We start from the raw sequence: 21,687 nt of genomic DNA, 5'->3' as shown, positions 1-21,687 counted from the left end.
GAGGGCCGCATTAGCGATGAAAGTTCTCAGTGCTATGCGGGTGGCTATTACGCTTAGAGGCGCAGCTGCCCGCTTATACACTCCTGCACCTGACCACCGACCCAGATGTCGTCGCCAATCTGTTCGACCCGTACCCGACCACGCCTACCGATCACCGTGCCCTGGCTGGCCAGGTAGCGAGGTGGCAGCGCGCCGGTGGCGATCAACCATTGGGCCAGACTGGCATTCAGGCTACCGGTCACCGGATCTTCAGCGCCCTCGTCACCCATAAAGGCGCGTACCTCCACATCCGCTTCGGCGTTCGCCTCATCCCAGGGCGCCACTACGCCAATATTGAGTCCCGCCAGGCGGCTGTAGTCCGGCTTGATCGCCAATACCTCGGCACGCGAACCCAGCAGCAGACCCACCCAGCCGGGTCCGTTATCCACCCAGTTGCTGGCACGGATAGACGCCAGGCCAATCCCCAGACCCTCGACAATGCGCGTCAAGGTCGTCTCATCCACGCTACCGCTGCGTACCAAGGGTGGCGCAGCAAAAGCCAGGAGCTCGCCCCTGCGCCGCACCCGCACCAGCCCGGCAGCACATTCCTGCACCACCACCTCGGCCTTGGGCGAGCCGCCATTCTGCAGCCATACGTGACAACTCCCCAGCGTTGGGTGCCCGGCAAAGGGCAGCTCCCGCTGCGGGGTAAATATCCGTACACGGTAGTCGGCTGCAGCGGAAGTCGGACGCAATAGGAAGGTGGTTTCGCTGAGGTTGGTCCAGCGAGCAAACGCTGCCATCTGTTCATCACTCAAGGCATCTGCGCCGCAGACCACTGCCAGCGCATTGCCTTGCAGCGGTTGCTGTGCAAACACATCGACTTGGTGGAAGATCAGACTGCCAGGCATCGTTGTTACTCTTTGATTGGGTCGATCTGACATCTTAGACGGCTCAGCCAGGCGCGGGTAGCTACAGTTTGACTGAGGAAAAAGGGCACAGAGTGAAGGACAACTGAGGCTTTTCAGGTTGGACGGCTCGCTGCAGGTTTCGGCATAGCCAGCAGGAATTCACGGTTACCTTGATAACGTTTAAGGGTATTTGTCAGGTGATGAGGGGATGTGTGACGACGGCGTGGATCTATAGATGGCTACCCTGTGGTTTTATTGCTAGATTCCGGAACAGTGAGTTGCAACTGAAGTCCAATTTGATCCGTATAGGGTAGTGCAAGTAATGGATGATCAGGAAAAGGGGGGCCGCTTGACTGAGCTGCTGGCAGCTATAAGCCGACAGGATCGGCAGGCATTTGAGCAGCTCTATCGCCTGACCAGCGGAAAGCTGTTTGGCATCTGCAAGCACATGCTGGCAGAGCGCAGTGATGCCGAAGATATGTTACAAGAAGTGTTTTTAACCGTTTGGCGCAAAGCAGGACTGTTTGACGCCCAACGGGGCAACCCGATCACCTGGTTGGCGATGATCGCCCACAACAAGTGTATTGATCGACTGCGTGTTGGTGGCATTGAGCGTAACACTGATGCTTTGGATCTGGAGCTGTTGCCCGAGCCGGAAAAAGCGGACGGGATTGGCTTCGCCAGTGAGCAGCACCGACTAGATAGTTGCTTATCGAGTCTTGAGCTTAAACAACGTACGGTGATCCGCACGGCCTTTTTCGAAGGTTGCACCTATCATGACCTGGCTGATCGCACGGGAGTGCCGCTCGGAACGATGAAGAGCTGGATTCGACGGGGCTTGTTGAGCCTTAAGGCGTGTTTAGAAAAATGAATACTTCCAATACAGTTAGTGAAAACGACGACATCCTGCTGGCTGAGTATGTGCTCGGCGTGCTTGAGGCTGATGAACGAGCGTTGGTGGAGTCGATGCTGGCTTCTCGGTCCGAGTATGCCCGCCAGTTGATGGTATGGCAGAACCACCTCGCGCCCTTTCTTGATGAGCTTGCCGAAGAACCGCCACCGGACTTTGTCTGGGCTCGTATTCTGCAAGCTATAGACAAACAAGCGGCCACTGCCGGGTCAGGTCGAAATGCGCCAGCAAGCCGATGGTGGGACAGTTTGACGATCTGGCGTGGGTTGTCGGCCAGTAGTCTGGCTGTCGCCTTGGTGCTGGCTGCCGTATTGCTCGTCGACGTGCCCCGTGATGAGCCGATGCCGGGCCTGCCGTTGGCAGCGGTGCTGCAACTGGAAAACGGGCAGACCGTTTTTACCGCCAGCCTGGATGCTGAGCGTCGGAGTCTTGTCATGGTCCCTGCGGCCAATATCGACCTTCAAGGGCGAGTTGCCCAGCTCTGGCTCATCGCAGATGACAGGCCTCCGCAGTCGCTTGGCTTGCTGTCCGTCGATAACGCGGCGAGCCTGACGCTACCAGAACAGCTTCGCAGCCTGGCTGATGTCGATGCCGTATTTGCAATATCACTTGAGCCTCCGGGCGGTTCACCCACCGGGCTGCCCACCGGGCCGGTCATTGCCCAAGGGGTCTTGGCCCGCATCTAAGGCCGTCGTTCAGCGCATTACCATCAAACCCCAAGACTCGGTGTCTTGGGGTTTTTTGTGTTCCATGCACCCGTAAGGAAAGAATTAAAAAAAATTTTGCATTGAGCTGCATCCGTTTTCTGATGCGTTGCGTATAGAGGGGGTAACACTACAAAAAAACGCAAAGGAGTTACCGCATGAACAGGCTATTCAAACGCTCTATCCTGGCAACCGCTATCCTCGGGGTCTGCCTTGGTTCGGCAGTCAGTATTGCTTCCAGCCACCGGGAGGCGCCATTTATCACCGGTGAACCCAAAGTCGATGGTACTGATTTCTATATGTTCCGTAGTTACGAGTTGGGTCGTGAAAACACTGTGACTCTGATCGCTAACTATTTGCCGTTGCAATCACCCTACGGTGGTCCGAATTATTTCGATATGGAGAGCAATGCACTCTATGAGATTCATATCGATAACTCCGGCAATGCGCAGGAAGATATTACCTTCCGCTTCAGGTTCACAGATGTGAAGCAGGATTTGCAGCTCGCTGTAGGTGATTCAGGTGCAACGCAAATGGTCTCTGTACCGTTGAAGAATATAGGCGGCATCGGCCCTGGTGTGGACGATACGGCTGCGGTTCAAGTCAGACAGACCTATGAGCTGACAGTGGTCCGTGGTGACAGGCGTACTGGAACGGCAGAGCGGGCAATGAATGCCTTTGATGGCACTGAAACCTTTGCTAAACCGATGGATAATATTGGAGAGAAATCTTTTACAGACTACGAAGCTTACGCCAATGAGCATATCCATGAGGCTCTGATACCCGGCTGTAATGGAACTGCGCGGGTTTTTGCCGGTCAGCGTCGGGAAGCCTTTGCTGTCAACCTGGGTGAAATTTTTGACTTGGTGAACACCAATCCTCTGGGTGGGCGGAATGCCGAGAATAACGACCTGGCTGATTCAAACGTAACGTCCCTGGCGCTTGAGATACCGATCTCATGCTTGACCGGTACGGCGGCCAACTCCGAAGGCCAGCCTGTCATTGGCGCCTGGACCACGGCCAGTCTGCGTCAGGCACGCGTGCTGAATCCACAGCCAACCGCCACGGGCCGAGGTGCAAGTATTGCCGGTGGTGCCTGGACTCAGGTTTCCCGACTCGGTATGCCGCTGGTCAATGAGGTGGTTATTGGTCTGAAAGACAAGGATGCGTTCAACGCAAGCAAGCCAATGAATGATGGCCAGTTTGCAACCTACGTGACCCATCCAACATTGCCTGAGCTGCTGGAGATTCTTTTTCCTGGCACAGCTGTTGCTCCGAACCTGTTCCCACGCAGTGATCTGGTTACAGCCTTTCTGACTGGCGTACCTGGCTTGAATGGTCCTGTAGGCGTGACAGGGTCTGAAATGCTGAGACTGAATCCGCTGGTAAATGTAACACCGCCAGCCTTCCAGGATGATCTGGGTGTGCTTGCCGGGGACAATGCAGGCTTCCCGAACGGTCGTCGCCCCATTGACGACGTAGTGGATATATCCTTGCGCGTAGCCATGGGTGCACTGATTGCGGATAGTGAGGTTGCGCCGAACAATACCGCGCCCTTGACTGACGGTGTGCAAGTTGATCCTTCGGTCTTGCAGTCGTCTTTCCCCTATCTGGGCACACCGCTGCCTGGCTCACGCAATTAAGGAGGGGGCATCATGAGCATGTTCAAAACCCTGGGTTGCCTTGCTGTGGTAGGCGTACTCCTTACAGGGTGTCTAAGCAGTGGCGGCGGTGGTGGCGGTAATGCTGGTAACCAGAATGGCGGTGGCGAGGCCCCTCCGGCTGCCTCGATATCCTTCACCTCCCTGGTCAACTCGCTCTTCGCCGCAACCAGCGGAAATACTGAGCCGATGACCATCAATCAGCTGAACATAACATTTGATGATCAGGACAACGAAAGTGCCTTCGATAATCTGCTCAATCCATAGCAAAGGAGGCCCGGGCTTGCGCCCGGGCCTGTTGCCCTTACTCTTCATGCTGTGGCCATTCTCGGTAGCAGCCTCGCCCATGGGCCCGCCCGTTTCGATGCCAGTATCAGATGCTGTCGTCTTGCAGCTGGATGAGGTTGCACAGGCTAGTGCTGGTCTATCGGTATTGTCTGCAGATCAGCTGGTTCGACAAATGGCGGCTCTGATCGAGCGTTCACGTGAGACCGGAAGTCCTCGACCACTTGGCTTGGCACAAGGCTTGATGGCCAGCCTGCCCGAGCAGCAGTGGACGGAGGATGTGTATTTGATGCGCGCTACGCTACTTCAGCGCTTACACCGTTTTGATGAGGCTGAAGCGGACCTTGAGCACGTATTGACTCAACAGCCGGATAATCGTCAGGCCTGGCTGACGCGCTATAGCATCGCCAGAGTGCGTGATGATAAGCCGGCAGCAAGTGAGGCTTGTCAGCAGTTGACTCTAATACGCCCTGACCTTTTGGCCAAAAGCTGTACCTATGAGCTTGCCAGTTACGGCGAAAAGGCTGAACAGGCGTTTAACGATTTACGAGATGCACTGGTGGCCAGCCGTTTTGCTAGCGCCATCGAGCGCGATTATGCCTTGGTCACCCTGGCTGACATTGCATCGCGATTGGACGTCCCGGAGGCTGGTTTTTATTGGCAGCGCAGTCTGTTGATGATGCCCGGTGATCTCTACCGGCGAGCGCGCTATGCCGATTGGTTGTTAGGGCAGAGTGAGGCGGCGAAAGCAGTTCAGATCACAGAGGGCTACGAGCATATCGATACGCTCGCGGTTTTGCGTGCTATTGCGCTCAAGCGCACAGGACATCCGCACGCAGTGGCGTTAACACAGGTGCTTGAACAACGATTTGCTGAAGCCCGCTGGCGCGGTGAATCTCTTCATCAGTGGGAATATGCCCGTTTTATCTTGGATGTGAGGGAGGACCCGCAGGCGGCCTTGGCTGCCGCGCGCGAAAACTGGGAAACCCAGCGTGGTGATGCGGATCGTGAGCTGCTGATGCGTGCAGCCTCCGCGGCCAATGAACCAGCAGGTTTGACGGCGAATGTAAGGAGTGATTTATGAACAGGATGTTGGTCGCGCTGCTGTTGAGCCTGTTGTTGCCCGGGGAGGTCCAGGCGCACAAGGCCAGTGATAGTTTCCTGTTCTGGGATGGCAGTAATGAAGAGGTGCCTGGTCGGCTGGATATTGCTCTGGTTGATCTGGCCCGTGTTGTGTCACTGGAAGGCGATAGTGCAGGTCTCGTTCGGTGGGATCAGGTGGTTGGGCGCCAGGCTGAGATTATTGATTACCTACAATCGCGTATGCAGGTTTATGCGTCAGACCAGGCCTGTGTATTGAACTGGCGTATTGCCGGGTTGACTCAGCACAGCGATGGCAATTATCTGGCAATGCATTTTAGGCCTGATTGCGCCATATCGAGTGCCACTCTGCTTACCTACAGCCTGTTCTTTGATCGTGATCCGCTGCACAGGGCGCTGGTTATGACGCGCTTTGCTGGCGATGAACAACTTTCTGTTCTTGGCCCTGCCCGTCCTGACCTTAACCTCAGTCTTAGATTGAGCAGCTGGGAGACCGCTCGGATCTTTCTTTGGGAAGGCATGGTGCATCTGTGGATAGGTTACGACCACATACTGTTTCTGCTGGCACTGATGTTACCTGCTGCCGTCAGGCGCATGGATGGCCGCTGGGTTGTAGCCAACAGCATCAGTGGTGCGGTTAAAGACGTCGCCTGGATTGTCACAGCCTTTACCCTGGCCCATTCAATAACCTTGGCTATTGCCACACTGGGTTGGGTACGGCTGGATATCGAGTGGGTCGAGAGCATTATTGCGCTGTCGATTGTGGTTGCAGCCATTAATGTTGTCTGGCCATTTCTAGGTGAGCGCCGCTACCTGCTGGGCTTTGGTTTTGGTCTGATCCACGGTTTCGGTTTTGCCAGCGTACTATCCGACGTCCTGATTAATACCAGCTCTCTATTGTTGGCCTTGGCCAGTTTCAATGTCGGTGTAGAGCTGGCGCAACTCGCTATAGTCATGGTCTTTGTACCCTTGATCTTCATGTTGCGTCATCAATGGGTCTACCGTCAGCTGATACTCCCCGTGGGTGTGGTGACCATTGCCCTCACCGGCTTCTACTGGGTATGGGAACGTATACCCCTTGCTTGAGTTCGGTTTCAGTTGATGTGGAGGGGGCTTGAGGGGCTGGGGTCAATGCCGAGTCCTTTTATTCGACGGGCCGCTTCGCATCGAGCAGATCGGTTTCGTTCTCTATGGCTCGCTCTTCGTTGACCATGCCGTCTATGTGCGTGTCAGGACGGACGTCCATTACTTCTTCTGTTGCCGGACGGATGACCGGGGCTGGGCTGGCCGGTTTCTTCAGTACCTCGGACGGTTCCTTGACTGGCGCGAGTTCAGTCAGCTTATCAAGCATGGGTTGCCGGTTTGCTGTTGCATCAAAGCGAAGCCGATAGATGGGCTCCGGCATCGTGAAGCCCTGATTGTTGAGCATACTGGTTACCGCCTGAATGGCCAGGCTGCGGGCACTGCCAAAATCCGTATCGTGTTGATTTATCCAGCCGGTAAACATGAGAACCGTGTTGGAGTCGCCAACAGAGGCGATGATTGCCTTTGCCTTGGGTTCCTTGAGTACAAAGGGCAATGACTGCATCGCATCCACACCCACGCCCATGGCTTGGACTGCGTTATCAGCCGAATCCACGCCCAGCTCAAACATGAAACGACGCTGTGGGTTTCTGGTGTAATTGAGTATGACGCCCTTGAATACCATGGCGTTGGGGATCCGCAACTGGTTGCCATCCAACGTCATCAATACGGTGGCGCGGGATGTCAGGCGCACCACCTTGCCCTCGAATTCGTTGATGACCACGTGGTCGTTGGCCCGGAATGGTTGCCGCAGGCTGAGCATGATGCTGGATATATAGTTTTCCATGGTGTCGCGCACGGCAAAACCGATTGCCAGGCCAACCACGCCCGCACCACCCAGAATGGTTGCCATCAAGGCGGTTGCACCCAGCAGGTTGAGGGTGATAACCAGACCAACCACTATCGCAATGATCCGCACAGCTTGCGCCGCAAGCTCTGCCAAAAACGGGTTGGGCGTCAGCCTTAGCCACAACCGTGACCAGCGAGCCAGATTGTAGCCGAGATACACCACAAGGGTGAAAATCAACAGTGCCAGTCCGACCAGGGGCAGCGCGCGCAGCCATTGGTTCAAGTCCGCCTTGATCTTGGCCAGCATTGGCGACAGATTACCCTGCACATCCAGACGGCGTTCAATGCCATCGTCGACAGTAATAACACCAGGGAATTGTGCGGCCAGACTCAATGCGCGCTCGGCCTGTGCGCCGTTTGATACCGAACCCGATAGCAGTACCACGCCATCCTTGACCTCAACCTCTACGGCGACCAGCGGCTCAAGCAGTTGGTAAACACCCGCTATGCGGGCCTGAATACGCTGGTCTTCAAGACTGAGTTCATCAGCCGTATCAGCATCGGCCGATATCTCGGTTACGGGTGATTGGGCCTGTGCTGGAGCCAGATAGAAGATCATCAGTAGCGCGCCTAGCACCATAATCAGGCGAACGCCGGGGGCTACTTTCGGTGAACTAACCCACGATCCCATCATGAACACCATTCTGTCTGATATGTGCTGCTGTCTTTACGCATTGCATTCTCGTGGTTGGTCCAGCCAGGGCATAGTGTCATTGTCAGTTGGTCTGTGGCGCAAACTGATAATGACCGGTAATCGGATAGGCGAACAGTTTATCTTCCAACTTCGGTCCGGCGCCTATGTTGTGCACAATCAGCGGCCGTCCTGAGCCAGCTGCTATCTGGTCCGTTACAATGCCGATGTGCGGCAGGTTGCCTGGCAACATCCAGGTCACGATAGAGCCGGGTTGATAGTCTGAAGCCTCGGTGGACATCGGCAGTTCTGTGCCATGGCGCTTGAAGAAGGTTTGCAGATTAGGCACGCGGCGGTGATCTATATTGCTGTCGGGGCGGTTCAGACCCCAGATGCGTCTGGATGGATAGCTGCCGAAGTTGGCCCGCATGTCCTCATGAACCAGCTGCTGCAGATCGATTCCCAGCGTACGGTAGGCGCGAATGATGACGTCTGTGCATACGCCCATATCAGCAGGTACATCGCCCCCGGGATAATCGATGCGCTGGTAAGCACCGTCGTAGCGCACGACGTGTGTCGTGCGCTCCAACGCGGCCAGCACCAGTTGCTGCTCGAAGGGGGGCAGCTCGGCAGTCGCTGGCAATGACACAAGCCAGCACAGCACCGTCACAATCACGCCCCGCATAGGCTCACCTTTCCAGTATTAATGTGCTGATGTGCATAGCCCGCATACCAGGCGTCAGCTCATTCAGGTAGAGGAATATAGTCTTTCTCATCTCCGGGCACGGTTGGGAAGCGCTGGGCCTTCCAGTCTGCCTTGGCCTGTTCGACTCGCGCCTTGCGAGTGGATACGAAATTCCATTCGATAAAGCGGCGCGACATTGTTTCGCCACCGATAATGCCAATGCGTGCTGCACTGGTAGCCGTTACGCTTACGCCGGGCTGATTGTTCATGATGGCGAGTGAATGCTCCGGTATCGCGGTCTTGCTCGCTTTCAGGCTGCCGCTGGCGACATAGACGGCCAGCTCTTCAGCGTTGGGTAGCATCAGAGTCTGTCCAGCCTGCAAGTGAGCTTCAACATAGAGTGTCTGGGCAAAGGTCTTGACCGGCGAGGTGCGGCCATAGGCGCTGCCCATCAACACCCTGACCGGCACGTCATCCACCGTAAACGCGGGTATCTCCGCCGAAGGGTAGTGATAGAAGGCCGGCTCGATTTCCTCATCTGCTTCCGGCAACGCCAGCCAGAGTTGCAAGCCATGCAGACGATGGGCTCGGGCTGTCACTTCAGCGCGTTCGCGTTCGGAATGGACAATGCCGCGACCAGCCACCATCAGGTTGATGTCCCCTGGCCGGATCGCCTGCAGGCTGCCAAGGGAATCCCGATGGAGGATTTCCCCTTCGAACAAATAGGTGACAGTAGCCAGATTCACATGGGGATGCGGTTTGACATTGATGCCCTTGCCAGCGGGGAATTCAACCGGCCCCATGTGATCGAAAAAAATCCAGGGTCCGACCATCTTGCGTTGCACAGTTGGCAGGGCACGACGTACAGAAAAGCCACCAAGATCCTTATCGCGTGGCTTGATTAGCAGCTCTATTGCGCTGCAGCCACCGGAAAAATCACATTCTTGTTCAGCGCGACTTTGGTCATTGCTCATATCGGTAATCCTGCCCATGTCATCCCATTGGCAAGGAAAGCATAATTAGACAGCGCTTGCACGTCAGCTTGGTCTGGTTGATGCCAGGGTTGCAGTCGTGAAAACAGTGGGGGGTCTGTGATGTGCGCTTTATAAGGACTGGAATGACGAGAAGAAATGGTGGGCCCAGTAGGGTGTAAGCGGGGTTTCGTGAAGCATGGCTTCGCGCCGCTGGAACGACCAAAATCTGTGATTTTTGGCTGGATTAGTCCAATGAGGTACGGCGCGACTGAAAGGAGTGGTGGGCCCAGTAGGACTTGAACCTACGACCAAGCGATTATGAGTCGCCTGCTCTGACCAACTGAGCTATGGGCCCACGATAGTGCGAACGCCGCGAATTATACGTATTGAGGCAGCAACTGACCATAGTTATGCACTGTGGAAATAAAAACGCCCGGCAATGCCGGGCGTTTTCGTTACTGCTGTGCGCTTACTCGTCGAGGAAGCTGCGCAGGTGGTCGCTGCGCGTGGGGTGGCGCAGCTTGCGCAGCGCCTTGGCCTCGATCTGACGAATCCGTTCGCGGGTTACGTCAAACTGTTTGCCAACCTCTTCCAGCGTGTGATCGGTATTCATATCGATACCGAAACGCATGCGCAGCACCTTGGCTTCCCGTGCGGTGAGGCCGGAGAGGACTTCGCGAGTGGCTTCCTTGAGGCTTTCCACGGTGGCCGAGTCAATCGGCGATTCCATGGTCGAGTCCTCGATGAAGTCGCCCAGATGCGAGTCTTCGTCGTCGCCGATCGGGGTTTCCATGGAGATCGGCTCTTTGGCGATCTTGAGTACCTTGCGGATCTTGTCCTCAGGCATTTCCATGCGCTCGCCCAGCTCTTCCGGCGTGGGTTCGCGGCCCATTTCCTGGAGCATCTGACGGGAGATACGGTTCAGTTTGTTGATGGTCTCGATCATGTGCACCGGAATACGGATGGTGCGCGCCTGGTCGGCAATCGAGCGGGTGATCGCCTGACGAATCCACCAGGTAGCATAGGTCGAGAACTTGTAGCCGCGACGGTATTCAAACTTGTCCACGGCCTTCATCAGACCGATGTTGCCTTCCTGGATCAGATCGAGGAATTGCAGGCCGCGGTTGGTGTACTTCTTGGCAATCGAGATCACCAGTCGCAGGTTGGCCTCGACCATTTCTTTTTTGGCGCGGCGGGCACGGGCTTCACCGATCGACATGCGACGGTTGATGTCCTTGACCTCGGAGATGGTCAGCTCGGCGTCGTCAGCCAGCGCTGCCAGCTTCTTCTGGGCGCGAATGATATCGCCCTTGTAGCTTTCCAGTGCTTCGGCATAACGCGGACTGTCGGCCAACAGGCTGTCGACCCACTCGGTATTGATTTCGTTGCCGGGGAAGCCACGCAGGAAGTCGGCGCGGGGCATGCGGGCATCACGCACACACAGCTGCATGATGGCGCGTTCCTGGGCGCGGATCTGATCCTGCGCATTGCGTACGCGGTTAACCAGTGCTTCATACTGCTTGGGCACCAGCTTGATCGGCATGAACAACAGGGCCAGGGCGTCGAGTTCGGCGGTGGCCTGTTTGCTGCCGCGGCCGTGCTTCTTCAGGGCTTTCTTGGTTTTGACCATCTGGTCGGAGATGGCCGTGAAGCGCAGGCGCGCGACTTCCGGATCGGGACCGCCATCACCTTCTTCTTCAGTGCTGTCGTCATCCTCTTCGTCGTCATCATCCTTGTTCGACTTGTCGTCGTCCTTGATGCTGTCGGCGGGGATTTCTTCGGTAGCCTGGACGCCGGACATGCCGTCATCGTCCGGGTCGATATAGCCACTGAAGATGTCGGACAGACGACCGCTTTCCTCGACCACGCGGTGATAGTCGGCAAGAATGCCGTCAACCGTACCGGGGAACATGGAAATGGCCGCCATGACTTCGCGAATGCCTTCCTCGATGCGTTTGGCGATTTCGATCTCGCCTTCGCGGGTCAGCAGTTCAACCGTACCCATCTCACGCATGTACATGCGCACAGGATCAGTGGTACGGCCAATGTCGCTTTCAACAGCGGCCAGGGCCGCAGCGGCCTCTTCGGCAGCGGCTTCGTCGGCGTCATTGTCGGCGAGCAACAGGGCATCGGCATCCGGGGCTGTCTCGAAGACAGTGATGCCCATGTCGTTGATCATGCGAATGATGTCTTCGACCTGTTCTGGATCGGAGATATCCTCCGGCAGGTGGTCGTTGACTTCCGCATAGGTCAGAAAGCCTTGCTCGCGACCGCGGGCAATAAGCTCTTTGAGACGGGATTGCTGTTGCGCTTTTCCGGACATAACAACCCTTGTGGATGCCTTGGTAAACAAAAAAGTAAGCCGCGGATTATACCCTGTTTTCAGGCTGCATAGCCAGTTGGGTAGCCGCTACTTGTCGGATTTATCTGTTGTGCGTCTGCGCAGAAGCTCTCGCAGTTCCTGCTTTTCCTCGCTGGTGAGCGGCGCTTCAGCCGATTGAGCGAGGAGTTTTTCAACGCGTCTGTCAGTCTGTCGCGCCACTAAACTATTAATGGTGTCGAAAAACTGTTGTTCAAGGTTGGCGTCGGCGCGGCCGAGCAGCCATTCCTTTTCCGCCAACTGGCTCAATTGCTCGCCCATCTCGGTGCCATGCCAGCGGGCCAGCAGTTGCACTGTACTCAGTGTAGGTGTTTTCTGCAGGGCTTCAATCAAGGCCACCAGAAGTTGTGCCTGTTCGCCCTCTTCGGCGGCAAACCGATTGGCCTGATCGACAGCGCCAGCCAGCTGCGGGTGGTGCAGCAGGGTGCGGGCGGCAGTCATTATCGGGTTTTCCACGCCAGCACGCTCGTTGCGCTTATTGGGCCGCGGCGTGCGTTGCGGGCTGCGTTGCGGGCGAATCGGCAGGTAGTCGGGTTCGTCCATCGAGTCAAAATCGATGTCGCTGTAATTGGGGTAGTCTGGTTCAGTCGGGGCGCTGGCAGCAGCGGTCGGCTTGGGCAGGCTCTCGAGGTCCATGCCCGTGAGCTTTTCCAGCGATTGGCGCAGCAGGCGTTGCAACATCTTGCCTGGAATCTGCTCGATCAATGGCAGTGCCAGGGTAGCCAGATGTGCCTTGCCTTCCAGGCTGTCCGGGTTGGCTTCTTCGGACAGATGGCGAAACAGGTAATCGGTCAGTGGCTGGGCTTGCTGGGCCATGCGGGCGCGGAAGGCATCATGGCCCTCGCTGCGAATCAGGCTGTCCGGGTCCTGACCTTCGGGCAGAAACATGAAGCGCACATGGCGGCCATCTTCTAGTGCGGGCAGGCAGGCATTCAGCGCGCGCCAAGCGGCCTGGCGCCCGGCCTTGTCACCGTCGAAGCAGAAGATCACCGTGTTGACGATGCGAAATAGCCGTTTGAGATGGGTTTCGCTGGTCGCCGTGCCGAGGGTTGCCACCGCGTTGGTCACGCCGTGCTGGGCCAGGGCGATAACGTCCATATAGCCCTCGACCACCAGGATATCGTCGAGTTGCCGGTTTTGCTGGCGGGCTTCGTATAGGCCATAGAGTTCCTGGCCCTTGTGATAGACCGGCGTTTCAGGCGAATTCAGATATTTAGGTTTGTCGTCACCCAGGACTCGGCCGCCGAACCCCAGGGTGCGGCCGCGGCTGTCGCGAATCGGGAAAATGATGCGGTCACGAAAGCGGTCGTAACGTTTGCCGCTGTCCGGGTTTTCCACCACCAGACCGGCGTCGATCAGCGCCTTGACCTCGGTCGTGTCCTGGCTCAGGTGGCCCATCAGGTTATCCCAGCCGGGCGGAGCAAAGCCGATATCGTAGCGCTTGGCAATCTGCCCGGTCAGTCCACGCTGTTTCAGGTAATCAACCGCCCGTTGGCGCTGCTTGTGGTGCCGCAACTGATGTCGGTAGAAGGCGGCAGCCTGCTCAAGCAAGGCATACAGCGGGCTATCCTTTTGCGCGGCTCTGGGTTGCTGGCGGTTGCCGCGGCTGGACTCTTCACGCGGTACGTCAACACCGGCGTGGCGGGCCAGCTCCTCCACGGCCTGGGGAAAGTCCAGGCGCTCAAAGTCCATTACAAAGCTCAAGGCGTTGCCGCCAGCACCGCAGCCGAAGCAATAATAAAACTGCTTGTCATGGCTGACGCTGAAAGAGGGGGACTTTTCGTTATGGAAGGGACAGAGTGCCGAGAAGTTCTTGCCGGATTTCTTCAGCTTCAGGCGCGAGCCGATGACCTCGACAATATCGGTACGGCCGAGGAGGTCGTCAATAAAGCCTTGGGGAATCAAGCCTGCCATCAGAACTGCCTTGGGCTGTCGAGTCGGAATTCAGCACGCAACGGTCACGGGGTATTACGCCGGGCTGTGCGAGGACGCTTGTGCGAGGAAACTATAGCAGCCATGAGGCGCCCTAAGCAGCAGTGCCTGCCTTAGCAGGCAGGAAAAAGTCAAACGCAAAAGTCCAGCCATTTCCATTCACATGGAAGGCCGGAAAGATGCTTGTAGCCTGAAGGTTTCGGTCCGCCGATCAGTCGATAAAGCTGATGACCCGGCGAGCCCGCAAGGGCCCGCAAGCGGACGAGCTGAAACTTAGTACAGGCGTACGTGACGACGCTGTTCGCGCTGCAGCTTCTTGGCGTGACGCTTTACAGCGGCAGCAGCCTTGCGCTTGCGCTCGGTGGTCGGCTTCTCGTAAAACTCGCGGCGGCGAACTTCAGCCAGCACGCCAGCTTTTTCACAGGAGCGCTTGAAGCGGCGCAGGGCCACGTCGAAGGGTTCGTTCTCTTTTACTTTGACGGCAGGCATTTCGTACCTTTCTGACAATTTGCTGTGAGTCATAACCCTCGGCCTTGGCCGTGGGCGATTGCATTTCTAAGGGGAGCGGATGTTACCGCCTTCATTCTGGAAATGCAAAACAAGATTCGATGTCAGACTGAAAATACCCGCTTTGATGGGCTATCAATGCCCGGAAAGTCTGGTTTGGCGAGCGCGGGAAGATTATCATGCGTGTCCTTCCACAAGCCAACGGCCAGCAGAAAAGCTATGCGTGTTCTGGGTATTGAAACCTCCTGCGATGAAACCGGCATTGCGCTATACGACAGCGAGCACGGCTTGCTGGCAGATGCCCTGTTCAGCCAGATCGACCTGCACCGGGTCTACGGCGGCGTGGTGCCTGAGCTGGCCTCGCGTGATCACGTCAAACGGCTGATCCCGCTGATTCGGCAGGTCTTTGCCGAGGCCGGTGTTGCCGAAGGTGAGGTGGACGGCGTGGTGTATACCGCAGGACCGGGTCTGGTCGGTGCGCTGCTGGTCGGCGCTGCCTGTGCCCGTGCCCTGGCCTTTGCCTGGGGAGTGCCGGCCCTGGGTGTCCATCATATGGAGGGCCACTTGCTGGCGCCGATGCTGGAAGACAATCCGCCAGCCTTTCCCTTTGTTGCCTTGCTGGTGTCCGGTGGCCATACCCAGCTGGTGCGCGTGGATGGCATTGGTCAATACCAACTGCTCGGCGAGTCCCTGGACGATGCTGCCGGTGAGGCCTTTGACAAGACCGCAAAGCTGATGGGGCTGGCGTATCCCGGTGGGCCGGAGATCGCCCGTCTGGCTGAGCGCGGCACCCCCGGGCGTTTTGTGTTTCCGCGGCCGATGACCGACAGGCCGGGTCTGGACTTCAGTTTCAGTGGTCTGAAAACCGCCACCCTGAATGCCTGGCAAGGCTGTGTCGGCAACGGTGATGACAGTGAACAGACACGCTGTGATGTTGCCCTGGCCTTTGAGCAGGCGGTTGTTGAAACCCTGACCATCAAATGCCGACGGGCCCTCAAGGCGACCGGATTGAAACGTCTGGTGATCGCCGGTGGAGTGAGTGCCAACCGGCATCTACGCCACGCCTTGGGCGACATGGCAAAGAGCCTCAAGGGTGAGCTGTTTTATGCGCGTCCGGCTTTTTGTACGGATAATGGTGCGATGATTGCCTATGCTGGCTGCCAGCGCTTGATGGCCGGGCAGCAGGATCAGGGTGGCATTCACACTCGGGCGCGCTGGCCGCTGGAAGAGTTGCCGCCCCTTACTCCCTGAAGCGGCTCTCGTTACCGTTCAGCAGGCGACCAATATTCAGCCGGTGACGGACCAGAATCAGGGCTACCATGATGCTGCAGGGCAGCAACAGCTGGGGCTGCTGCCAGGCCAGCCAGGGCAACAGGGCCAGACAGGCAAGGATGGAGGCCAGTGAGGCGATGCGGATGGCGGCAAAACTGCCAAGCCAGACCAGCATGACCCAGATCGCTGCCGGCCATGACAGCAAGAGCACGACACCGGCGCCGGTGGCCACACCCTTGCCGCCCTGCAGACGGTGAAAGATGGGCAGTACATGGCCGATAACGGCAAACAGACCGACCCAGGCCTGTTCCACCGTGCCCAAGCCGGTTTCGGCCGCGAGCCAGACGGCCAGACACCCCTTGCCCATGTCGCCGAGCAGGGTTGCCAGGGCCAGCGGCCGGTTACCCAGGCGCAGCATGTTGCTGGCGCCTGGATTGCCAGAGCCGAGGCTGCGCGGATCCGGCAGCTTGCCCAACTGGCTGAGCAGGACGGCAAAGGACACCGAGCCCAGCAGGTAGGCGAAACAGAGCAGCAGGATGAACAGGTGGGACATGACCGTGTGCCGTGTTCTGAAAACCCGATTGTAGTCGACGCGGGAGCAGTTTGTGGATTACGTATTTATCAAAGGCCTGGCGGTAGAGGCAGTGATCGGCGTGTATGACTGGGAACGCACCCTGCTTCAGCCGTTGGTACTCGACCTGGATATGGGCTGGGACATTCGCCCGGCGGCTGTCGGTGACGATCTGACGGCGACGCTGGATTACGCGGCGGTCAGTCAGCGGCTGCTGGATTATGTCGGAGCCAGCCAGTTTCAGTTGGTGGAGACCCTGGCTGAGCGGGTTGCTGCGCTGGTCATGGACGAGTTTCAGGTTCCCTGGCTGCGCCTGCGGGTAACCAAGCCCGGTGCAGTCAAACAGGCTGCTGGCGGTGTCGGGGTGCAGATCGAGCGTGGAGCGCGCTCGGCATGAAGGCGATTTTTCTCGGGGTGGGCAGCAATGTCGAGCGCGAGCAACATGTACAGCGCGGTCTGGATGCTCTGAGCCAACTGCTGGGTCCTCTGGATGTGTCTCCGGTGTTTGAAAGTGAGGCTGTCGGCGTGCTCGGTCGGCGCTTTTTCAATCTGGTGGTGGGTGCGCAAACGCACTTGTCGCTGAGCGATCTGAATGCAGCACTCAAGGCCATCGAGGCGGCTTGTGGCCGGCGTGACTCGCCCTCGCCGGGGCGCATTACACTGGATATCGATATTCTCACCTATGGCGATCTGACGGGTGTGCATGGGGGGCAGACGCTGCCGCGACCGGAAGTGCGCCGCAATGCCTTCGTTCTCTGGCCGCTGGCCCTGCTGGCGCCGCATGCCTGGTTACCCGGCAGTGGTCGCACGCATGCCGAGCTGTGGGCTGAATGGCAGGGCGATCAGGCGTTGTGGCCGGTGGCCTTTGATTGGCGTGGCCAGGTATTGACCCCGGCTGAGTTGATTGAGGCGCATGCCTTGCGGTCCAGATCGGGCTGCTAAGCGTTGCTTGTGCCCCCCCTGTTCGCGGTCAGGCGACCGCTCCTACCGAGTCGAGTCAGGGCCGGGGCTATATGTGGGAGCAGTCGCCTGACCGCGAAGGGGGTTCTAGCTCTGGGCCTGGCTAAACCCTGTTTTGAAGTCAGCAAGCGCCTTTTTCCGTTCCTGCTCCAAGGCCTTGCCCAATTCTGCACCTTCCAGCCCCCGCGCCAGTAATGCCTCGACATTCACACTGCGTGCCGCCTGTGCGGCGGCGCGCAGGTAATCGGCCTGCGGATAGGGTTCGTTCTCCAGGCCCGTGCGGCCGCGGGCATCCGCCTCGCAGGCACCGAGAAACTGCTCGAAGCGCTCGGGTCGGCGGTAGATATCAAAGGTTTTGAACAGCTTGAGCAGGGTTTCCGGCTTCAGCTCCCGTGCGCGGTGACAATGGGTATGGTATTCGCAGGTCAGCAGCGCCAGTTCCTGGCAGTCGCGGGGTACCTTGCAGCGTGCATTCACCACTTTTACCGCCCGCAGGCCGCTGTGCTCATGGCCGTGATGCTTGGGCCAGAGAGTTGGATCGGTCAGACCCTTGCCCAGATCATGCAGCAGGCAAGCCCAGCGCGCCGCCAGTGGCAATTGCAGGCGTGCGGCGGCTTCCAGGACCAGCAGCAGGTGTTCGCCGGTATCGACTTCCGGGTGATGGGCGATGGGTTGCGGCACGCCGAAGAGCTTGTCGACTTCGGGCAACAGTGCCTTGAGTGCGCCACAGTCGCGTAGCACACGGATAAAGACGTCGGGATTGGGCTCCATCAGGGCGCGGCTGATTTCCTTCCAGGTGCGTTCCGGGGTCAGCGCCGCCAGTTCGCCTGATTCGGCCAGCTCACTCATCAGTTGCAGGGTTTCAGCGGCCACGCGAAAGCCCATGCGCTTGTAGCGCGCGGCATAACGGGCCACCCGCAATACCCGTAGCGGGTCCTCGACAAAGGCCGGGGAGACATGCCGCAGCAGACGTGCCGCCAGGTCGCGCTGGCCACCGTAGGGGTCAATCAGCGTGCTATTGCTGTCCATGGCCATGGCATTGACGGTCAGGTCGCGGCGGATCAGGTCCTGTTCCAGGGTGACGTCCGGGCTGGTATGGAAGACAAAGCCGCCGTAGCCGCGACCGCTTTTGCGCTCGGTGCGCGCCAGCGCGTATTCCTCGCCGGTCTTCGGATGCAGAAACACCGGGAAGTCTTGGCCGACCGGCTTGAAACCGGCGCTCAGCATGTCTTCGGGGGTTGCGCCCACCACCACCCAGTCATAGTCGCTGAAGGGATGGCCAAGCAGTTGGTCACGAACGGCGCCGCCGACCAGGTAGGTTGCATAAGTGGGTGACGTCAAGCCTGATGCCTCGATCTGCTGTGAGCTTCAAGCTTCAAGCTTCAAGCCCCAAACTTCAAGCCCCAGGTTCACATGTGAGGGGTTAGCTTGCCGCTTGAAGCTTGCTACTTGCCGCTGCTTCTAGATCGGCGGAATGTTCAGATCAAACTTGGGCATCCGGTCCAGGCTGTTGTCGGTCTTGGGCGGCAGGTGCAGGGACTCGATGACCTTGTCCCCGTCCAGGCTGTCCAGATGAATGTCGAAACCCCAGAGACGGTGCAGGTGCTTGAGCATGTCATTGGTCGAGTCACCCAGGGGTTTGCCGTCATGCCGCTGGTGACGCAGGGTCAGGGAGCGGTCACCACGCCGGTCAACCTTCCAGACCTGAATGTTCGGCTCGCGGTTGCCGAGGTTGTATTGGGCGGCCAGATGCTGGCGCACCGCGCGGTAGCCACTGTCATCATGGATAGCGGCTACTTCCAGGTGATCGTCCTGCTCGTCGTCGACAATGGCAAACAGCTTCAAATCACGAATCACCTTGGGCGACAGGTACTGGAGGATGAAGCTTTCATCCTTGAAAGTGCGCATGGCGAACTTGATGGATTCCAGCCAGTCTGTACCGGCAATCTCCGGGAACCAGCGGCGGTCCTCCTCGGTAGGGTGTTCGCACATGCGGCGGATGTCGGTCATCATCGCAAAGCCCAGGGCGTAGGGGTTGATGCCGCTGTACCACTGGCTGTCGAAGGGTGGCTGGTAGATCACACTGGAATGCGATTGCAGAAACTCGAGCATGAAGCCATCGGTTACCTTGCCCTCATCGTACAAATGGTTGAGCAGGGTGTAGTGCCAGAAAGTCGCCCAGCCCTCGTTCATGACCTGGGTCTGGCGTTGCGGGTAAAAGTACTGCGCTACCTTGCGCACGATGCGCACCACTTCGCGTTGCCAGGGCTCCAGCAACGGCGCGTTTTTCTCGATGAAGTACAGCAGGTTTTCCTGTGGTTCGCTGGGGTAGCGCTCCTCCTCGGCCTGTTTGTCCCTTTGGCTGGCCGAAACCGGGATGGTCCGCCACAGATCGTTGACCTGACGCTGCAGGTGCTCCTCGCGTTCTTCCTGACGCAGGCGTTCTTCTTCTGCCGAGATCGGGTAGGGGCGTTTGTATCGGTCAACGCCGTAGTTCATCAGGGCATGGCAGGAGTCGAGAATATCTTCCACGGCATCAATACCGTGACGCTCCTCGCACTGACTGATGTACTGCTTGGCAAACACCAGATAGTCAATGATGGCGCTGGCGTCGGTCCAGCTGCGGAACAGGTAGTTACCCTTGAAGAAGGAGTTGTGACCATAGCAGGCATGGGCGATCACCAGCGCCTGCATGGTCATGGTGTTTTCTTCCATCAGATAGGCAATGCACGGATCGGAGTTGATCACGATCTCGTAGGCCAGGCCCATCTGCCCTCGCTTGTAGTGCTTCTCGGTGTGCAGGAAGTGTTTGCCATAGGACCAGTGGTGATAACCCAGTGGCATGCCCACCGAGGCATAGGCATCCATCATCTGTTCGGCGGTGATTACCTCGATCTGGTTCGGATAGGTATCCAGTCCATAGACCTCATGGGCAATGCGCCCCAGTTCACGGTCGTATTCCTGGATCAACTCGAAAGTCCATTCCGAGCCGGTGGAAATGGGTTGGCGTTTCATGTGGCCATCCTCTTCTGGAACAGCTTGCGAAAGACCGGGTAAATATCACCGGCATCGACGATCTGCTGTTGGGCAAAACTGTCGCTGAATTGCTCGGCTACCTGCTCATATTCGTACCAGAGGGCCTGGTGGTCTCGCGGGGTGATTTCTACGTAGCAGTAATACTGCATGGCCGGCATGATCTGTCTGGCCAGCAGATCGCGGCAGATCGGTGAGTCATCATTCCAGTTGTCGCCGTCCGAGGCCTGGGCGCAGTAGATATTCCACTCATTCGGTGAGTAGCGTTCTTCGACAATCTGCTGCATCAGTCGCAGTGCGCTGGAGACGATGGTGCCGCCAGTCTCCCGGGAGTAGAAGAACTCTTCTTCATCGACTTCCTTGGCGCTGGTGTGGTGACGGATAAACACCACTTCAATGCGCTCGTAATTGCGCTGCAGGAACAGGTACAGCAGGATGTAGAAGCGCTTTGCCAGATCTTTGGTGGCCTGGGTCATGGAGCCGGACACATCCATCAGGCAGAACATCACAGCCTGGGAGCTCGGCGTCGGCTGTTTTGTGATCAGGTTGTAGCGCAGGTCAAAGGTATCGAGAAAAGGAATTCGGTCTATACGTTTGCGCAGTTGGGCAATTTCGTCCTCAAGGGCCTGTTGATCCAGCAGATTATCCGGTTGCTCCCTGAGCAGCAGCGCCAACTCCGCTTCGGCTTCGCGCAAGCGGGCTCGACTGCAACCGCTCAGGGCAATACGCCGGGCATGGGCGGCGCGCATGGAGCGCACAATATTGATCCGCGACGGATTGCCCTGCTGGCTGATACCGGCACGCACTGGTTTGAAGGTGTCAGTCCCGGTCAGGTGGCGCTTGACCAGATTCGGCAGGGCCAGATCCTCGAACATGAAGTCGAGGAATTCATCCTGGGTAATCTGAAACACAAATTCGTCTTCGCCGTCACCGCTATCACCTGCCTGACTGCCGCCCTGGCCACCGCCACCACCGTCGGGCCGGGCTATGCGGTCACCGCTGCTGAAGTCGCGATTGCCAGGGTGTACGCCGGTCCGGCGACCACCCTGGCCATGGTGAAAAATAGGTTCATCAATATCGCGGCCGGGAATACTGATCTGCTCGCCGCCACTGATGTCGGTGATGGAGCGCCGTCCAACGGCGTCCTCGACGGCTTTCTTGATATGCGACTTGTAACGACGGAGAAAGCGTTGACGGTTGACCGTGCTCTTGTTCCTGCCGTTCAAACGACGGTCGATCACATGGCTCATGGCCCCTCC

General features: G+C 57.9%; 19 protein-coding genes, 1 tRNA gene and 1 pseudogene. 9 read left to right on the top strand and 12 right to left on the bottom strand.

Features of this window, described 5'->3' with window-relative positions:
- Positions 1-53: 53 nt before the first annotated feature.
- Entirely contained in the window at positions 54-890 is an 837-nt protein-coding gene (locus AC27HQ_RS02140) for a PhzF family phenazine biosynthesis protein (protein WP_487154165.1), read from the bottom strand.
- A 322-nt stretch (positions 891-1,212) separates the two neighbouring features.
- Here AC27HQ_RS02140 and AC27HQ_RS02135 point away from each other — a divergent pair, with 322 nt between their 5' ends.
- From AC27HQ_RS02135 to AC27HQ_RS02110, 6 genes are all read left to right on the top strand, one after another.
- On the top strand, positions 1,213-1,761 hold the full coding sequence (locus AC27HQ_RS02135) for a sigma-70 family RNA polymerase sigma factor (protein WP_487154164.1): 549 nt from the start codon (positions 1,213-1,215) through the stop codon (positions 1,759-1,761).
- The gene (locus AC27HQ_RS02130) at positions 1,758-2,486 is read left to right on the top strand and encodes an anti-sigma factor (RefSeq protein WP_487154163.1); all 729 of its coding nucleotides are present in this window, start codon (positions 1,758-1,760) and stop codon (positions 2,484-2,486) included. Before AC27HQ_RS02135 ends, AC27HQ_RS02130 begins: the two co-directional genes overlap by 4 nt.
- A 176-nt stretch (positions 2,487-2,662) precedes the next feature.
- Complete coding sequence (locus tag AC27HQ_RS02125) at positions 2,663-4,147, top strand: DUF4331 domain-containing protein (RefSeq protein WP_487154162.1); 1,485 nt, start codon at positions 2,663-2,665, stop codon at positions 4,145-4,147.
- A 12-nt stretch (positions 4,148-4,159) separates the two neighbouring features.
- Positions 4,160-4,432 carry a hypothetical protein gene (locus AC27HQ_RS02120; protein WP_487154161.1) on the top strand — a complete coding sequence of 91 codons (273 nt, stop codon included), beginning with the start codon at positions 4,160-4,162 and terminating at the stop codon, positions 4,430-4,432.
- A 262-nt stretch (positions 4,433-4,694) separates the two neighbouring features.
- On the top strand, positions 4,695-5,534 hold the full coding sequence (locus AC27HQ_RS02115; RefSeq protein ID WP_487154160.1) for a tetratricopeptide repeat protein: 840 nt from the start codon (positions 4,695-4,697) through the stop codon (positions 5,532-5,534).
- The gene (locus AC27HQ_RS02110; RefSeq protein ID WP_487154159.1) at positions 5,531-6,637 is read left to right on the top strand and encodes a HupE/UreJ family protein; all 1,107 of its coding nucleotides are present in this window, start codon (positions 5,531-5,533) and stop codon (positions 6,635-6,637) included. Before AC27HQ_RS02115 ends, AC27HQ_RS02110 begins: the two co-directional genes overlap by 4 nt.
- A 58-nt stretch (positions 6,638-6,695) precedes the next feature.
- Here AC27HQ_RS02110 and AC27HQ_RS02105 read toward each other — a convergent pair whose 3' ends face one another.
- From AC27HQ_RS02105 to rpsU, 7 genes and pseudogenes are all read right to left on the bottom strand, one after another.
- Positions 6,696-8,114 carry a mechanosensitive ion channel domain-containing protein gene (locus AC27HQ_RS02105; protein WP_487154158.1) on the bottom strand — a complete coding sequence of 473 codons (1,419 nt, stop codon included), beginning with the start codon at positions 8,112-8,114 and terminating at the stop codon, positions 6,696-6,698.
- A gap of 85 nt (positions 8,115-8,199) precedes the next feature.
- The gene (locus tag AC27HQ_RS02100) at positions 8,200-8,799 is read right to left on the bottom strand and encodes a DUF1287 domain-containing protein (protein ID WP_487154157.1); all 600 of its coding nucleotides are present in this window, start codon (positions 8,797-8,799) and stop codon (positions 8,200-8,202) included.
- Positions 8,800-8,858: 59 nt separating this feature from the next.
- Positions 8,859-9,773 (bottom strand): pirin family protein, encoded by a 915-nt coding sequence (locus tag AC27HQ_RS02095; protein ID WP_487154156.1) that lies wholly within the window; start codon positions 9,771-9,773, stop codon positions 8,859-8,861.
- 278 nt (positions 9,774-10,051) lie between these two features.
- Positions 10,052-10,128, bottom strand: a tRNA-Ile gene (locus tag AC27HQ_RS02090).
- A 114-nt stretch (positions 10,129-10,242) separates the two neighbouring features.
- Positions 10,243-12,096 carry an RNA polymerase sigma factor RpoD gene (gene rpoD / locus AC27HQ_RS02085; protein WP_487154155.1) on the bottom strand — a complete coding sequence of 618 codons (1,854 nt, stop codon included), beginning with the start codon at positions 12,094-12,096 and terminating at the stop codon, positions 10,243-10,245.
- Positions 12,097-12,155: 59 nt separating this feature from the next.
- Positions 12,156-14,067: pseudogene (dnaG, locus tag AC27HQ_RS02080) on the bottom strand (DNA primase).
- A gap of 291 nt (positions 14,068-14,358) precedes the next feature.
- The gene (gene rpsU / locus AC27HQ_RS02075; RefSeq protein WP_487154154.1) at positions 14,359-14,574 is read right to left on the bottom strand and encodes a 30S ribosomal protein S21; all 216 of its coding nucleotides are present in this window, start codon (positions 14,572-14,574) and stop codon (positions 14,359-14,361) included.
- Positions 14,575-14,811: 237 nt separating this feature from the next.
- Between rpsU and tsaD the strand changes: the two genes are divergently transcribed.
- Positions 14,812-15,843, top strand: coding sequence for a tRNA (adenosine(37)-N6)-threonylcarbamoyltransferase complex transferase subunit TsaD (tsaD, locus tag AC27HQ_RS02070; RefSeq protein ID WP_487154153.1), 1,032 nt, complete (start codon positions 14,812-14,814; stop codon positions 15,841-15,843).
- Here tsaD and plsY read toward each other — a convergent pair.
- Entirely contained in the window at positions 15,833-16,408 is a 576-nt protein-coding gene (gene plsY, locus AC27HQ_RS02065) for a glycerol-3-phosphate 1-O-acyltransferase PlsY (protein ID WP_487154196.1), read from the bottom strand. The two genes, tsaD and plsY, sit on opposite strands and share 11 nt — an antisense overlap.
- A 61-nt stretch (positions 16,409-16,469) precedes the next feature.
- Here plsY and folB point away from each other — a divergent pair, with 61 nt between their 5' ends.
- Both folB and folK read left to right on the top strand, forming a co-directional pair.
- Positions 16,470-16,832 (top strand): dihydroneopterin aldolase, encoded by a 363-nt coding sequence (gene folB, locus AC27HQ_RS02060; RefSeq protein ID WP_487154152.1) that lies wholly within the window; start codon positions 16,470-16,472, stop codon positions 16,830-16,832.
- A complete protein-coding gene (gene folK, locus AC27HQ_RS02055; RefSeq protein WP_487154151.1) occupies positions 16,829-17,377 on the top strand; it encodes a 2-amino-4-hydroxy-6-hydroxymethyldihydropteridine diphosphokinase in 549 nt (182 codons plus the stop codon). The genes folB and folK overlap by 4 nt, the downstream gene beginning before the upstream one ends.
- Before the next feature lie 105 nt (positions 17,378-17,482).
- Here the strand turns inward: folK and AC27HQ_RS02050 are convergent, their stop codons facing one another.
- From AC27HQ_RS02050 to AC27HQ_RS02040, 3 genes are all read right to left on the bottom strand, one after another.
- The gene (locus tag AC27HQ_RS02050; protein WP_487154150.1) at positions 17,483-18,736 is read right to left on the bottom strand and encodes a multifunctional CCA addition/repair protein; all 1,254 of its coding nucleotides are present in this window, start codon (positions 18,734-18,736) and stop codon (positions 17,483-17,485) included.
- Positions 18,737-18,856: 120 nt separating this feature from the next.
- A complete protein-coding gene (locus AC27HQ_RS02045) occupies positions 18,857-20,410 on the bottom strand; it encodes a SpoVR family protein (protein WP_487154149.1) in 1,554 nt (517 codons plus the stop codon).
- The gene (locus tag AC27HQ_RS02040) at positions 20,407-21,678 is read right to left on the bottom strand and encodes a YeaH/YhbH family protein (RefSeq protein WP_487154148.1); all 1,272 of its coding nucleotides are present in this window, start codon (positions 21,676-21,678) and stop codon (positions 20,407-20,409) included. Before AC27HQ_RS02040 ends, AC27HQ_RS02045 begins: the two co-directional genes overlap by 4 nt.
- Positions 21,679-21,687 lie beyond the last annotated feature (9 nt).

Source organism: Halopseudomonas sp. 4NH20-0008, assembly GCF_057548395.1.
This window is presented reverse-complemented; position numbering and strand designations above follow the sequence as displayed.

Coding starts and splice junctions, on each gene's coding strand:
- AC27HQ_RS02100 (WP_487154157.1), bottom strand. CDS start 8,799: ATGCGGGGCGTGATTGTGACGGTGCTGTGCTGGCTTGTGTCATTGCCA.
- AC27HQ_RS02110 (WP_487154159.1), top strand. CDS start 5,531: ATGAACAGGATGTTGGTCGCGCTGCTGTTGAGCCTGTTGTTGCCCGGG.
- AC27HQ_RS02130 (WP_487154163.1), top strand. CDS start 1,758: ATGAATACTTCCAATACAGTTAGTGAAAACGACGACATCCTGCTGGCT.
- AC27HQ_RS02140 (WP_487154165.1), bottom strand. CDS start 890: ATGCCTGGCAGTCTGATCTTCCACCAAGTCGATGTGTTTGCACAGCAA.
- AC27HQ_RS02095 (WP_487154156.1), bottom strand. CDS start 9,773: ATGAGCAATGACCAAAGTCGCGCTGAACAAGAATGTGATTTTTCCGGT.
- tsaD (WP_487154153.1), top strand. CDS start 14,812: ATGCGTGTTCTGGGTATTGAAACCTCCTGCGATGAAACCGGCATTGCG.
- AC27HQ_RS02040 (WP_487154148.1), bottom strand. CDS start 21,678: ATGAGCCATGTGATCGACCGTCGTTTGAACGGCAGGAACAAGAGCACG.
- AC27HQ_RS02135 (WP_487154164.1), top strand. CDS start 1,213: ATGGATGATCAGGAAAAGGGGGGCCGCTTGACTGAGCTGCTGGCAGCT.
- AC27HQ_RS02125 (WP_487154162.1), top strand. CDS start 2,663: ATGAACAGGCTATTCAAACGCTCTATCCTGGCAACCGCTATCCTCGGG.
- AC27HQ_RS02115 (WP_487154160.1), top strand. CDS start 4,695: ATGGCCAGCCTGCCCGAGCAGCAGTGGACGGAGGATGTGTATTTGATG.
- folK (WP_487154151.1), top strand. CDS start 16,829: ATGAAGGCGATTTTTCTCGGGGTGGGCAGCAATGTCGAGCGCGAGCAA.
- AC27HQ_RS02045 (WP_487154149.1), bottom strand. CDS start 20,410: ATGAAACGCCAACCCATTTCCACCGGCTCGGAATGGACTTTCGAGTTG.
- AC27HQ_RS02105 (WP_487154158.1), bottom strand. CDS start 8,114: ATGGGATCGTGGGTTAGTTCACCGAAAGTAGCCCCCGGCGTTCGCCTG.
- AC27HQ_RS02120 (WP_487154161.1), top strand. CDS start 4,160: ATGAGCATGTTCAAAACCCTGGGTTGCCTTGCTGTGGTAGGCGTACTC.
- rpsU (WP_487154154.1), bottom strand. CDS start 14,574: ATGCCTGCCGTCAAAGTAAAAGAGAACGAACCCTTCGACGTGGCCCTG.
- rpoD (WP_487154155.1), bottom strand. CDS start 12,096: ATGTCCGGAAAAGCGCAACAGCAATCCCGTCTCAAAGAGCTTATTGCC.